A 12,539-nucleotide genomic window follows, 5' to 3' on the forward strand; every position below is an offset into this window, starting at 1 on the left:
CCAGCCCCTGTCATACCCCTGTGTTGGACGGCGGGCGCGTATGTGCATTTCCCTTCGCGAATACCCCGGCCACCGTCGCTCACGACCCCGGTTTCGCGTGTATCGTGAGTTCAACGCGCCGCGGCCGCCCCTCGATGTCGGCGACGATTCGCTCGACGATTCGCTCGGCCTCCTTCTGGAGCACCGGTCGGAGTTTGTCGATGACCCAGCCCAGCGAGACGAACCGCGGGAGGTCGATGTCGCCCGCGGAGACGCTGTCGGGGTCGTACTCGACCTCGAAGAAGACGCGACAGGCGGTGTCGGCGTCCGACGGGGCCCCGTCGGGCAGGTCGTCGAGTTCCTCCACCCGCCAGCGGCCGACGGCGTGGACGTCCTTGGTGATGGTCCAGTCGATGCGCGTCGGCGGGGTGACGTCCGTCACCTTCGACTCGGCGGTGTAGGTGAGCTTCCACCACGAAAAGTACAGGGCGTACCGCGTGCCCGGCGACCCGTCGCCCGACTGTCGCACGTCTCGCAGGTGCTTCGAGTAGTCGGCGTACCGCGGGAAGTCCACGAGGAACTCGTATATCTCCTCGGGGGGCAGGTAGACGACGGTGCTGACGGCTATCTCGTCCACGAGCGTCGAATGGGGTCGGCGGGACCAAAGCCTTGTGGGCCGCGTCGCCCGTTCCCGCGGGACCGACAGCCGTCGCAATCGCAACCTATAATCGGCCGGTGTCTCGACCTAGAGCCGAGATGGTGGGGGGGACGCTTCGGGACGTCAGAGCCGAGATTCGGTCGCTGGCGCGTCCCGACGGCGACTACGCGATAGTGTGCGGTCGCACTGGTTCGGAGCCCGGTGCCGCGACGGGCCGGCGGTTTCCGGACCGGCGCACCGCCGGGGCGGCCGCGGAACTGACGAGAGACTACCGGGCGGCGCTTCGGCGATACGACCCGAACATCCCGTACGACGACCCGCAGGTGTACGAGGTGTCGAAGGGGCCGCCTCGGTCGGCCGCAGCGGGGTCGGAAGACGACTACACCCGCTACAGTGCCTTCTGTCACGACACCGCGGGCGCGCTGTTCGAGGCGCTGTCGGAACTCGGCCACCGGGAGGCCGAGACCGCCGCGATGGAGACGTACCTCACGCTGGCCGAGGTCGTCGACGACCACGACGACTTCTGTCTCACCTTGGTGTGGAGCCTGATGAGCGAACTGGACGTCCGCCTCTCGCCCGCCGAGCAGCGGGCGGTCGTCGAGGCGGCCGCGGACCTGTTTTGTCCGACTGCGACGCCGAACCCGGTTGACGCGACGCTCGGGCACCTCGAAACGGCCGGCTTCGTCGAGGGCTACTCGGTACGGCCGATTCCCGACGCCGAGGCCGATGTCGGGACCGGCGGGATGTCCGAAACTGACGTCCCCACGAACGCCCGTACCGACGCTCGGACCGACGGCGACGACAGCTCTCGGACGTGGGAACTCACCTTCGGCGACTACGCGCTCGCGGAGCGGACCGGCCGGATTCCGACGCTCCCCATCGCCGTGTCGCTCCTCCGCCGGACGCCCGAGCGGGCGGTGCGCTTCATCGACGGCGAGGCGCTCTCGGACGGTCGCTGGCGGCTTCGCGTCCGGATGACCCCGGAAGGCGACTCCGCGGGGCTCGTCAGCGTCGAGGCGGCCGAGAACCGCTGGCTCAACGACCCGAGCGCGTCGCTGGGGCGGTAGCGCGCGTCTCGCGCGGCACGGGATTCGGCAGACTTCGGCGACATCCGCACGGTTTTACTCGCCGCTGAGCTATCGCACGGCATGAGCGAGACGAATCCACGAGACGCGCTCGTCGTCGGCGGCGGCGTCGCTGGCCTCACCGCCGCGACGTTCCTCGCGCGCGCCGGCCTCGACACCCTCGTCGTCAACGACGGCGAGCCGATCGTTCGCCGAAACGCCCACCTCGAAAACGTCCCCGGCTTCCCGGCGGGCGTCAACAGCCGACTGTTCACCGACCTGCTCTCCGAACAGGCCGACCGAAACGGCGCGGACCAACTGACGGGCCGGGTCACCGACCTCGACGTGCTCGGCGACGACGACGACCCGCTGTTCCGCGCGACCGTCGAGACCGACGACGGCGAAGAGACCGTCGAGGCGTCGCGGGTCGTCGCGGCGTCGTGGTCCGACGCGTCGTACCTCGAAGACACGGGCGTCGACCTCCGCGCCGCCGGGTCGAAGACCTACGTCGACGTGGACGACCTCGGCCGGACCGCCGTCCCCGGCATCTACGCCGCGGGGCGACTGACCGAGATTTACCACCAGGCGGTCGTCGCCGCCGGCGACGCCGCGGAGACGGCTATCACGCTGGTCCACGACTCGGGGACGGCGTTCTACAACGACTGGGTCGCGCCGACCGGCTACTTCACCGACCGCGGCCGCGAGGTGCCGCCGGCCTGCGAGGAGATAGACGCCGACGAGCGCGCCCGCCGCGAGCGCGAGTCCCGCGAGGTCATGCGCGAGTTCTTCGCCGAACCGCACGACGAGCCCCAGCGCACGCACCCGAGCCTCGTCGACGACGAACTCGGGCGACTCGACGAATAACCGACTCCGATTCGCGCGGGTGCGGTCCGAGACCACCCCGCGCGGACGCGAATCCTTTTAACCGATAGCGGGCGCAGAGACGAGTGAATGCTCGAAGGTGTGAACGTCGCGCTCGGGGTGACGGGGAGTATCGCGGCCGTGAAAGTCGTCGAGTTGGCGCACGAACTCCGACGGCGGGGCGCGTCGGTCCGCGCGGTGATGACCGACGCCGCGACGGGAATCATCCACCCGTGGGCCGTCGAGTTCGCCACCGACAACGACGTCGTGACCGAGATTACCGGCCGCGTCGAACACGTCGAACTCTGCGGCCGCGAGGGCTGGGCCGACGTGTTCCTCGTCGCGCCCGCGACCGCCAACACGGTCGGCAAGATAGCCGCCGCCGTCGACGACTCCCCCGTGACGACCACCGCGACCACCGCCATCGGCGCGGGCGTCCCGGTCGTCGTCGCGCCCGCGATGCACGAGCCCATGTACGACCACCCCGGCGTCCTCGACGCCATCGAGCGGGTGCGGTCGTGGGGCGTGGAGTTCGTCGACCCGCGCGTCGAGGAGGGGAAGGCGAAAATCGCCACCGAGGAGGCCATCGTCACCGGCGTGGCGACGGCGACGACCGAACAGTCGCTCGCCGGGAAGTCGGTCGTCGTCACCGCCGGCGCGACGACCGAATCCATCGACCCCATTCGAACCCTCTCGAACCGCGCCTCCGGTCGCACGGGTCGCGCCGTCGCCCGCGCGCTCGCGATTCGCGGCGCGGACGTGACGCTCGTCCACGACGGCGACGACGTACACTACGCCGACGTGCTCGCCGTCGAGTCGGCGGCCGAGATGCTGGAGGCCGTCGAGGCCGCGGTCGACGCCGACGCCGACGCGCTCGTCTCCGCGGCCGCCATCTCCGATTTCACCGTCGAGGCGGCCGACCAGAAGATTCGCTCCGGCGAGGCGCGCACGCTCGACCTCGAACCCGCGCCGAAGCTCATCGACGCGGTCCGCGGTTCGCATCCCGACCTCACCATCGTCGGCTTCAAAGCCGAGACGACCGGCGACGACGAGGCGATGGTCGGCGAGGCCCGCCGCATCATGGACCGCGTCGGCCTCGCGTTCGTCGTCGCCAACGACGCCTCCGTCATGGGCGCGGACGAGACCCGCGCGCTCGTCGTCCGCGCCGACGAGACGAGCGAGTACGTCGGGTCGAAAGACGGGCTCGGCGCGCGCGTCGCTGACGAACTGAAAACGGAACTCTCGTGAAAAAACGACCCGGGCCGGCTCGGGACTACGCGAGTAGTCCGACGAGCACGCCGCCGAGTATCAACACGACGAGTGCGATACTCGTCGCAATCGTCGCGCGAAGGCTCCCGACGGTAATCGAGTCCGCCTCGGTCCGGCCGAGGCCGCCGGCGACCCGACGCAACGCGGGGTACGGGTTCGCAATCGCGCCCGCGACGTCGTAGGACGCGGTCGAGACGACGCGGTCGACGGCGGCGAAGAGACCGGTCGAGCCGCGAACCAGCGCGCGGGTGCCGTAGAAGACAGCGGGATTCAACACGGCGTCGACGTCCGGCACGTCTCCGACCTTCGAGAGCGGTTTCTTCACGACCACGAAGCCGACGACCCCGAGCACGGCGAGCGCGAACCCTTCGCCGAGGTGGCTGAGCGTGAAGGGGTGCGCGTCGGCGGTGCTTCCGGGCAGTATCGCGAACAGCGCGTCTGGGTACAGCCCGAAGGCGACACAGAGCCCCGCGACGCTGAGCATCGCGACCGACTGGCCCGTCCCGGCGCGGTCGAGCGACCAGTCGCGGTCCGCATCGCGGAAGAACGCGTAGTAGCCGAACTTGATGAACGACATGAACGTCCCGACGCCCCCGGCGAGGAGGAGATAGAAGATGCCGTCCAGATGCTCCTTGTGGGCGGCGGCGGTAATCATGCCCTTGCTGACGAACCCGTTGAAGCCGGGGAAGCCGCTAATCGAGAGGGCGGCGACGGTGAACGCGAGCGCGGTCGCCGGTAACGCCCCACGGAGGTTCCCCAGGTACTTGAGGTTCTCTTCGCCGGTCCGCGAGAGGACGACGCCGGCGGTCATGAACAACAGCGCCTTGTAGAGGATGTGGTTGTAGACGTGCGCGAACGCGCCGGCGGTCGCGAGCGCCGTGCCGATGCCGACGCCGGCGACCATGTACCCGACCTGCGACTGGATGTGGTACGCCAGGAGCCGTCGCATGTCGTTTTGCATGAGCGCGTAGCCGACGCCGACGACGGCCATCGCGGTCCCCATGTACGCGATTGCGAGGTTCCCGTCGGGGAACGCGCGAGCGAGGCCGTAAACCCCGGTCTTCGTCGTGTAGACCGACAGGAAGACGCTCGCGGCGAAGTGGGGACGCGGATACGTGTCGGGAAGCCACGTGTGCAACCCGACGTATCCGACGTTGACGCCGATACCGAGCGCCGCGAGCGCGGCCGGAACGCCGGCCGCGATACCGCCGGTCGCCGAGAAGAGGAACGACCCCACCTCGACGTAGTGCCAGACGATAGCGCCCATGAGCAGGCTGCCGCCGAGCCCGTGGGCAATCGCGTAGCGGTAGCCCGCGCGCACCGCTTCGCCGCCGTAGTCCCAGACGAGAAGCGTGCTCGTGACCGCCATGAGTTCCCAGAAGAACACCATGGTGAGCCAGTCGCCGGCGAAGACCGCGCCGAGGCTCGTCCCCACGTAACCGAGGGCGTAGGCCGTCTGGATGTTCCGCGCGTCCGACGAGTACGAGTAGAGGACGGCGGCCGCGCCGATGAGGCCGAAGATAATCCCCATCAACCGGGAGAACTCGTCGACGTTGAACAACACGGCGTCGAAGCCGAGGAACGTCACCGGCAGGTGTGCGCCGGCCGGGGCGAGAAGCGACCAGACGGCCACCCCGCCGGTCGAGAGCACGCCCAGCGCGTGCCCGACCCGACGCGAGACGAACGGCATGACGAGCGCGACCGCGAGCACGACGAACGCCGGCGGCAGGAGTGTGGCTGTCGACATCAGAACACCACCCCCGTCACGTCGGCGACGACGCGCTGGACGAGCGCGAGGAACACCGCCGTCTGGGGAACGACCCCGAGGACGATTGCGCCGGCCGCGGCAATCGTAATCGGGGCCATCATGAACCACGTGCTCTCGGTGCCGAGTCGACGACGTTCCCACCCGCCGGCCGGTGCGCCGCCGTGGTGGTGGTCGTGGTCGGATTCGCCGTCGGTCGCGGCGTCGTGGTCGGACTCGCCGTCGGCCACGGCGACGTGGTCGCTCGGATTCCGGTCGACGGCGTACTGCTCACCCTCGGCGACCGAGTCTTTCGACCCGCCGTCGGTGACTGCCCGCACGCCGCCGATGGGGAACTCGATGAGCGGTTTCGCGTCCGAGTCCTCCGGCGTCTGGAAGAACGCCTGGTAGATGACCGGCCAGAAGTAGCCGATATTCAACAGGCCGGACGCCAAGAGCACGAACACGAAGACCGTCTGTCCCGTCTCGATGCTCCCGATGAGGAGGTACCACTTGCTGACGAACCCGGCGACCAGCGGCAGGCCGGCCATCCCGAGGCTCGCGACGGTGAACGCAATCATCGTCAGCGGCATCCGCCGGCCGATTCCCGCCATATCGCTGATATCGTCGGTGTGCGTCTCGACGTGAATCACGCCCGCACAGAAGAACAGAGTGAGCTTCATGAACGCGTGGGCGGGGATGTGGAGCAGCCCGCCGACGAGCGCCGCGGGGGAGAGTAGGGCCAACCCGAGGACGATGTACGAGAGCTGGCTGACCGTCGAGTACGCCAACCGCCGTTTGAGGTTGTCCTGTCGGAGAGCGATGATACTCGCGACGACGATGGTGAACGCGGCGACCGCGGCGAGCGGAAGGCCGACTCCGAGCGAGCCGACTGCGTCGGGACCGTACACGTCGAGGATGACGCGGGCGATACCGAACACGCCGCTTTTGACGACCGCGACGGCGTGGAGCAACCCGGAGACCGGGGTCGGGGCGACCATCGCGTCGGGGAGCCACGAGTGGACCGGCATGAGCGCGGCCTTCACGCCGAAGCCGGCGACGAGCAGCGCGAACGCGGCCCGCGCGACGACCGGGTCGGCGTTCGCGAGCGCGGCGATGCCGCCAGCGGAGAACTCGACGGTTCCGGTCGTCAAGAACACGAGCGCCGTCCCGGCCAGGGCGGCGACCCCGCCACCGAAGGTGTACGCGAGGTACTTCCGACCGGCCTTTCGGGCCTCCTCGGTCTCGTCGTGCGTGACGAGCGGATACGTCGCCACCGTCAACAGCTCGTAGAAGACGTACAGGACGATGAGGTTCGAGGCGAACGCGACGCCGAGGGCGGCGCTGACGCTCCCCGCGAAGGCCGCGAAGTACCGCGTCTGGGCGTGTTCGTCCAGCCCGCGCATGTAGCCGATGCTGTAGAAGCTCGTGATGAGCCACAGGAGGCTCGCGAGCAGGGCGAATATCATCCCGAGCGGGTCGGCCCGGAGGACGAACCGAACTCCGGGGACGAACGTCCCGAGGTCGGTGACGTACGTCGTCCCGTTGAGAACCCCCGGAACCATGCTTGCGACGATACCCAGTGCGGAGACCGCAGAGAGGACGGTGAAGCCCTCCCTGACGTTGGGACTGCGTTTCGATGCGACGATAGTGACGATACCGACCGCCGCGGCTAGCACCGCCGCGAGCGGTCTCAGTGAGAAAACGTCTGTCATTTAGAAGTACACCTCCAGTGCCGGTTGGATGACGGTGATGAGGTCGGAGCCGAGAACGCCGAGCACCACCGCGGCGACCGCCGAGACGACGACGACCGCGCGCATGCCGAACGACACCTCGACGGTTTCGTTTCCGCCGTCGGTCGAGACGGCGTCAGCCTCGGGTTCGGGCGCGGTGAAGTACATTCGCTCGATGACCCGGCCGAAGTACGCGAGGGTGAGAAGCGTGCTCACCACGACGACGGCCGCGACGGACCACGCGCCGGCTTCGACCGCACCGACGACGATGTTCCACTTCCCGACGAACCCGACGGCCGGCGGGATGCCGACCATCGAGAAGGCGAGCACGGCGAACGCCGCGCTCGACACCGGTGCCTTCGCGGCGAGTCCCGCGAAGTCCTCGACCGTCCGCACGCCGAGACCGGTGGCGAATACGCCGACGGTGAGGAACAGCCCGCCTTTCATCACCGCGTGGCCCACGAGGTGGACGACCGCTCCGACGAGCGCCGTCTCGTTCGCGAGGCCGATTGCGGCGACGACCAGACCGAACTGCGAGACCGAGGAGTACGCGAGCATGCGTTTGAGGTCGGACTGCATGACCGCGAGGACCGCCCCGACGACGATACTCACCGACGCGAGCACCACGAGGGCGTCGCCGGCGAGCGAGACCTCGTCGAGGAACTCAGTCGTGTACACCGCGTAGATGATTCGGACGAGCGCGTAGCCGGCCGCCGTCGAGACGAGCGCGGAGATGTACGCGCTGACGGTGTCGGGCGACTCGGCGTAGGCGCCGGGCTGCCACGTGTGCAGCGGGAAGACGGCGACCTTGACCAGGAGACCCGTCACGATGAGCCCGAAGCTCGCCAGTATCGCCGGCGAAGAGTAGCCGACAGACGCGACCGCCTCGGTGAGGTCCGCCATGTTGAGCGTCCCCGTCATGATGTAGAGGTACCCGACGCCGAGCAGGTAGAGGGACGCGCCGATGGTCCCGACGAACAGGTACTTGAGGCTCGCTAACGCCGCGCTCGGCGACCGACCGCTGGCGACGAGGGCGTAGGTCGCGAGTCCCGTAATCTCCAGGAAGACGTACAGGTTGAACACGTCCGCGGTCGCGAAGACACCGGAGATGCCGGCCGTGAGCAGTGCGAGTTCGCTGTAGAACGCGTTCGAGTGCGGCCCCGCGCGGCGGGCGTAAGCGAGCACGCCGAGCGTCGAAAGCGACACGAGCACGAGCAGCGGCGCGGAGATGCCGTCGGCGACGAGTTCGATGCCGAACGGCGGTTCGAACCCACCGACGGCGTACGAGATCCGGCCGACGTCGAGAACCCGCGCCGCGACGGTCGCGGAGAGTCCGAGGTGGACGAGGCCCATCGCGGCCGCGACGAACCAACCGATTCGCTCGAACCGCCCCCCGAGAGCGACGGGGAACAGCGACGCGGCGATGGGGACGACCACGAGGAGGACGAGCGCGTCAGTCATCGACCTGCACCTCCTTGATGACGTCTTCGTCCAGCGAACCGTAGCCGTCGTAGATGCGGATGACGAGCGCGAGCGCGACCGCCGTCAGGCTCACCCCGACGACGATAGCCGTCAGGATGAGCACGTGCGGAAGCGGGCTCACGAACGTCTCTTCGCCGTGGCCGACCACGGGCGGAGCCCCGCCGTCGACGTACCCGGTCGTCACGAAAAACAGGAAGATGCCGACCTGGAAGATGTTCATACCGATGATCTTCTTGACGAGGTTCGGACTGCCCATGACGACGTAGAGTCCGATACCGAACAGCAGGATGCTCGCGACGTAGTTGTAGTGCGTCGTGAGGAGGTCGATCACGCGTCGTCACCTCCGGAGTCGTGGTTGAATCCACCCGCGAGGTTCATGAACAGCGAGACGATGACGCCCGCGACGATTGCGCCGATTCCGAGTTCGACGAGTTCGATACCGTACTTCACGCCGTGGCTGATACCGTAGGCGGCGTACTCCAGGAACGCCCCGTCGAACGCGAGCGCACCGATTCCGATACCGACGAACGTCGTCGCGCCGACGCCGACGAGGAGTCGGATGACGCTGTCGTCGAGCCACTCGCGCGTCGGCTCGATACCGAACGCGAACGCGAGCATGATGATGCTCGACGCGACAATCGCGCCGCCCTGGAACCCGCCGCCGGCGGACTCCGCGCCGTGGAACATGACGAACAGCCCGAACGTGAACACGAACGGGCTGACGACGCGAACCGTCGTCATGATAATCGTACTCTCGACGTACGCGCTGAGAGAGCCGTCGGTGGCGCTCATACGTACACCTCCTTGCGGAGGACGACGAGGACCGCGAGCCCCGCCGCGAGAACGACCGCGGCCTCACCGAGCGTGTCGAACCCGCGGTAGGCGGCCAAAATCGCCGTCACGACGTTTTCGACTTCGGTCTGCGGATAGGCGTTTTCGAGGTAATACCGGGTGATCTCCGAGGTCGCGACCGGCGAGGTCGGGTCGCCGATAGTGGGGAGCGACCGAACCGTCGTGAGCAACACGCCCACGAGACCGGTCGCGATTATCGCGGGCCCCCACGCGACGCGCTCGAAGAGTCGGTCCCCGCCCGGCCGGACCGTTCGGACGATTGCCAGGAGGAACAACACCGTCGTGACACCCGCCCCGACGGCCGCTTCCGTCAGCGCGACGTCGGGCGCTCTGAGGAGAATGTAGACGATTGCGACGCCGAAACTGAACCCGGCGAACGCGATAATCGCGCTGAGGATGTCTCGGAGGAAGGCCACGGCGAGCGCGGCGAAGACGACGAACGTCAGCAACACGCCGTAGAGGAGTAACTGCACGTTCAGTCGCCCTCCTCATCGCTCGCGGTCCACGGTTCGATACCTTGGTCGTGGGCCGCCCGTGCGATGGCGTGAGCGGCCGTCGGGTTAGTGATGAGCATGAACAACAGAAGCAAGACCGTCTTGACGGCGGAGACCTCCGCGCCGAACAGGAGCGCGATTCCGCCGAGGGAGAGCACCGTTCCGAGCGTATCGCTCTTCGAAGTCGCGTGGGCGCGGGTGTAGAGGTCGGGCAGTCGGATGATTCCGACGACCGCGACGAAACTGAAGAAGACGCCCGCGAGGACGAGTCCCACGACGAGGTATTCGAGGGGCGTCATCTCAGAGGACACCCCCGCGCTCGACGATGAACTTGGAGATGGCGATGCTGGCGAGGAAGTTCAAGAGCGCGTACACGAGCGCGACGTCCAGGAATCCGGAGAGACCGAACGCGGCGGCGACGAGCGCCAACACGACGACCGTGTTCGTCCCGATGGCGTTGATCGCGATGACGCGGTCTTCCATCGTCGGTCCGCGGACGACGCGGTACAGGAGGACGACCGCGAACGTGATGAACGCGCCCGCGGCACCGAGTAACACCGTCTCGAACGTCGAGAGCTGTCCGAGCATCGTCACTCGTCACCGTCCGTTTGGTCGTCGTCGGTCCACGAGGCTATCGTCCCGCGCTCGGCGGGCGTCGGGATACGCGCCGCCGAGCGTCCGTAGAAGACGAACCGAACGGCGCGTTCGAGCGCGCCGCCCGCGAGCCCGTCTCGGGCGGAGCCGGTGAGCGAGTGAATGATGAGACTGTCGCGGTCCATATCGACGGTCAGGGTCCCCGGCGTGAGCGTGATGCTGTTCGCGAGGGTCGTCACCGAGAGGTCACCCCAAATCGCCGCCCGGTACCGCTGCATCTCCGGGTCGATGGGGAGGTCCGGGTGGAGGATGATGTAGGCCACGGAGAAGTTGGCCTTCACGATCTCCCACAACAGGTAGGGAACGTAGAGGAGAAAGCGGGCGATTCGGGCGACGCTTCCGGTCGCGGACGGCGTGTTCACGAACGAGATGCGCGCGAAGACCGCCGTCACGACGCCGGCGGAGACCGCGCCGGTGACGAGGTTGAACGTGTCGAAGACGCCCGCGAGGAGGAGGTAGAACCCGAACGAGACGCCGAACATCGCGAGGGCCTTCGAGACGTTCGCTCGGCTGGGAAGTCGGCTGCGCTCGACGACGCGGTCGACCGGCGCTTCCTCGACCAGTAGCCCCGACCGCGCGAGTTCGAACTCGAGGGGCTGGAGCATCGGTGCGCTCCCACCGGGTTGGTACTCCGGGTCGAGAACGATGCGGTCGAGGCCGCGGTCACGAGCGTACTCGAGGAGTACTTCGGCGAAATCGTTCGGTGAGAAGAGGTATCGGTCCTCGCCGACGACGGCGGTTTCGATAGAGACCGAGACGTCCTCGGCGTCGAGGTCGCCGTCGTCGTCGTAGTCGAGGTCGTCGTTCGCCCAGACGCGCGCCCGTTCGAGGGTTTCGGCGACGGCGTCGGCCGCTGAACGCTCGCTCTCGTCGACCAGTTGCCATCGGACGGGGTACACGAAGTGAACGGTCGATTCTTCGCCGGTCTCCGAGGCGATGCGCCGCGCCTCGCGGACCGCGTATGCGACGGTGTTCCGGAACGTGGACGACTCTCCGACCGGAACGAGAATACGGGAACTCGTATCGGGCATCAGCCACCTCCGAAGTCGGACCGGACGATTCGTCGGGACGTTCGATACTGGCTCATTGGTACTACGTGTCTGTAGCGAAAGCCAAGCAAAACCCTTTCCGCTATCCGACGGTCAGACGCGGGTCGCAGTGTCCAATCGAGACCGCTGAAACGGCGTCGACATCCGGGGTTACGGCTCGTTCGTCGAGTCTCCGGCGAACGGGCTGTAGGGACAGGTGTACTCGTTGCGGATTATCTCTTCTTCCGCAATCTCGAACCCCATATCGCTGAGTTCGCGCCCGATGCGACTCAGGTCGTCGCTGTTTCGACCGAGCGCGACGATGTGGACGTTCTTCTCGCCGGACATGATCTCCCGAACCGAGATGACTCCCTCGACCGAGAGGGCGTTCTTCGCGAGTTCTTCTCGCTTCGAAATCGGCGCCGTACAGAAGATGATCGTGTGGAGCTGGTAGCCGAGCGCCTCGTAGTCGATGTCGAGGTGGCTCCCCCGGATAATCCCGCTCGATTCGAGCTTCGAAATCCGGTTTCGAACCGTGCTCGAAGAGACGTTACGTGCGGACGCGATATCGTTTCCCGACGTGTGTCGCGCGTCTTTCTGCAGCGCATAAAGGATGTATCTATCGAGCTCGTCGATGGATGTCGACGCCATGAGCCGACCAATGGGGCTCCTGAAAATATGTGTTTTGGTCGCGTAAACCACCGACGAACGCGCGGAACGC

General features: G+C 67.3%; 14 protein-coding genes. 3 read left to right on the forward strand and 11 right to left on the reverse strand.

Going from position 1 to position 12,539, the window contains the following annotated elements:
• Window positions 1-79 precede the first annotated feature (79 nt).
• Complete coding sequence (locus tag C5C07_RS05705) at window positions 80-616, reverse strand: type II toxin-antitoxin system RatA family toxin (RefSeq protein WP_115804709.1); 537 nt, start codon at window positions 614-616, stop codon at window positions 80-82.
• Between the two features lie 119 nt (window positions 617-735).
• Here C5C07_RS05705 and C5C07_RS05710 point away from each other — a divergent pair, with 119 nt between their 5' ends.
• The 3 genes from C5C07_RS05710 (at window position 736) to coaBC (ending at window position 3,810) form a co-directional block, all read left to right on the forward strand.
• Window positions 736-1,704, forward strand: a complete 969-nt coding sequence (locus C5C07_RS05710) for a hypothetical protein (protein ID WP_115804710.1) — start codon at window positions 736-738, stop codon at window positions 1,702-1,704.
• 81 nt (window positions 1,705-1,785) lie between these two features.
• Window positions 1,786-2,565, forward strand: coding sequence for an FAD-dependent oxidoreductase (locus tag C5C07_RS05715; protein ID WP_115804711.1), 780 nt, complete (start codon window positions 1,786-1,788; stop codon window positions 2,563-2,565).
• Between the two features lie 87 nt (window positions 2,566-2,652).
• On the forward strand, window positions 2,653-3,810 hold the full coding sequence (gene coaBC / locus C5C07_RS05720; RefSeq protein WP_004977548.1) for a bifunctional phosphopantothenoylcysteine decarboxylase/phosphopantothenate--cysteine ligase CoaBC: 1,158 nt from the start codon (window positions 2,653-2,655) through the stop codon (window positions 3,808-3,810).
• Between the two features lie 25 nt (window positions 3,811-3,835).
• Here the strand turns inward: coaBC and C5C07_RS05725 are convergent, their stop codons facing one another.
• From C5C07_RS05725 to C5C07_RS05770, 10 genes are all read right to left on the reverse strand, one after another.
• Window positions 3,836-5,578 (reverse strand): Na(+)/H(+) antiporter subunit D, encoded by a 1,743-nt coding sequence (locus C5C07_RS05725; protein WP_004977547.1) that lies wholly within the window; start codon window positions 5,576-5,578, stop codon window positions 3,836-3,838.
• Complete coding sequence (locus tag C5C07_RS05730; protein WP_115804712.1) at window positions 5,578-7,290, reverse strand: cation:proton antiporter; 1,713 nt, start codon at window positions 7,288-7,290, stop codon at window positions 5,578-5,580. Before C5C07_RS05730 ends, C5C07_RS05725 begins: the two co-directional genes overlap by 1 nt.
• Window positions 7,291-8,769 (reverse strand): monovalent cation/H+ antiporter subunit D family protein, encoded by a 1,479-nt coding sequence (locus tag C5C07_RS05735; protein ID WP_050458873.1) that lies wholly within the window; start codon window positions 8,767-8,769, stop codon window positions 7,291-7,293. It abuts the gene before it with no gap.
• On the reverse strand, window positions 8,762-9,121 hold the full coding sequence (locus C5C07_RS05740; protein WP_004977544.1) for a cation:proton antiporter subunit C: 360 nt from the start codon (window positions 9,119-9,121) through the stop codon (window positions 8,762-8,764). Before C5C07_RS05740 ends, C5C07_RS05735 begins: the two co-directional genes overlap by 8 nt.
• The gene (locus C5C07_RS05745) at window positions 9,118-9,582 is read right to left on the reverse strand and encodes an MnhB domain-containing protein (protein ID WP_004977543.1); all 465 of its coding nucleotides are present in this window, start codon (window positions 9,580-9,582) and stop codon (window positions 9,118-9,120) included. Before C5C07_RS05745 ends, C5C07_RS05740 begins: the two co-directional genes overlap by 4 nt.
• The gene (locus tag C5C07_RS05750) at window positions 9,579-10,115 is read right to left on the reverse strand and encodes a DUF4040 domain-containing protein (RefSeq protein WP_004977542.1); all 537 of its coding nucleotides are present in this window, start codon (window positions 10,113-10,115) and stop codon (window positions 9,579-9,581) included. The genes C5C07_RS05745 and C5C07_RS05750 overlap by 4 nt, the downstream gene beginning before the upstream one ends.
• 2 nt (window positions 10,116-10,117) lie before the next feature.
• Window positions 10,118-10,435 (reverse strand): monovalent cation/H(+) antiporter subunit G, encoded by a 318-nt coding sequence (gene mnhG, locus C5C07_RS05755; protein ID WP_004977541.1) that lies wholly within the window; start codon window positions 10,433-10,435, stop codon window positions 10,118-10,120.
• A 1-nt stretch (window position 10,436) separates the two neighbouring features.
• The gene (locus C5C07_RS05760) at window positions 10,437-10,724 is read right to left on the reverse strand and encodes a cation:proton antiporter (protein WP_008092688.1); all 288 of its coding nucleotides are present in this window, start codon (window positions 10,722-10,724) and stop codon (window positions 10,437-10,439) included.
• Between the two features lie 2 nt (window positions 10,725-10,726).
• Entirely contained in the window at window positions 10,727-11,821 is a 1,095-nt protein-coding gene (locus C5C07_RS05765) for a monovalent cation/H+ antiporter subunit E (RefSeq protein ID WP_004977539.1), read from the reverse strand.
• 168 nt (window positions 11,822-11,989) lie between these two features.
• Window positions 11,990-12,469 carry an Lrp/AsnC family transcriptional regulator gene (locus tag C5C07_RS05770; RefSeq protein WP_004977538.1) on the reverse strand — a complete coding sequence of 160 codons (480 nt, stop codon included), beginning with the start codon at window positions 12,467-12,469 and terminating at the stop codon, window positions 11,990-11,992.
• Window positions 12,470-12,539 lie beyond the last annotated feature (70 nt).

The sequence above is a fragment of the Haloferax sp. Atlit-4N genome, assembly GCF_003383025.1.
In the GTDB taxonomy this organism is placed as follows: Archaea; Halobacteriota; Halobacteria; order Halobacteriales; family Haloferacaceae; genus Haloferax; species Haloferax gibbonsii.

Coding starts and splice junctions, on each gene's coding strand:
- C5C07_RS05710 (WP_115804710.1), top strand. CDS start 736: ATGGTGGGGGGGACGCTTCGGGACGTCAGAGCCGAGATTCGGTCGCTG.
- C5C07_RS05715 (WP_115804711.1), top strand. CDS start 1,786: ATGAGCGAGACGAATCCACGAGACGCGCTCGTCGTCGGCGGCGGCGTC.
- coaBC (WP_004977548.1), top strand. CDS start 2,653: ATGCTCGAAGGTGTGAACGTCGCGCTCGGGGTGACGGGGAGTATCGCG.
- C5C07_RS05725 (WP_004977547.1), bottom strand. CDS start 5,578: ATGTCGACAGCCACACTCCTGCCGCCGGCGTTCGTCGTGCTCGCGGTC.
- C5C07_RS05730 (WP_115804712.1), bottom strand. CDS start 7,290: ATGACAGACGTTTTCTCACTGAGACCGCTCGCGGCGGTGCTAGCCGCG.
- C5C07_RS05735 (WP_050458873.1), bottom strand. CDS start 8,769: ATGACTGACGCGCTCGTCCTCCTCGTGGTCGTCCCCATCGCCGCGTCG.
- C5C07_RS05745 (WP_004977543.1), bottom strand. CDS start 9,582: ATGAGCGCCACCGACGGCTCTCTCAGCGCGTACGTCGAGAGTACGATT.
- mnhG (WP_004977541.1), bottom strand. CDS start 10,435: ATGACGCCCCTCGAATACCTCGTCGTGGGACTCGTCCTCGCGGGCGTC.
- C5C07_RS05760 (WP_008092688.1), bottom strand. CDS start 10,724: ATGCTCGGACAGCTCTCGACGTTCGAGACGGTGTTACTCGGTGCCGCG.
- C5C07_RS05765 (WP_004977539.1), bottom strand. CDS start 11,821: ATGCCCGATACGAGTTCCCGTATTCTCGTTCCGGTCGGAGAGTCGTCC.
- C5C07_RS05770 (WP_004977538.1), bottom strand. CDS start 12,469: ATGGCGTCGACATCCATCGACGAGCTCGATAGATACATCCTTTATGCG.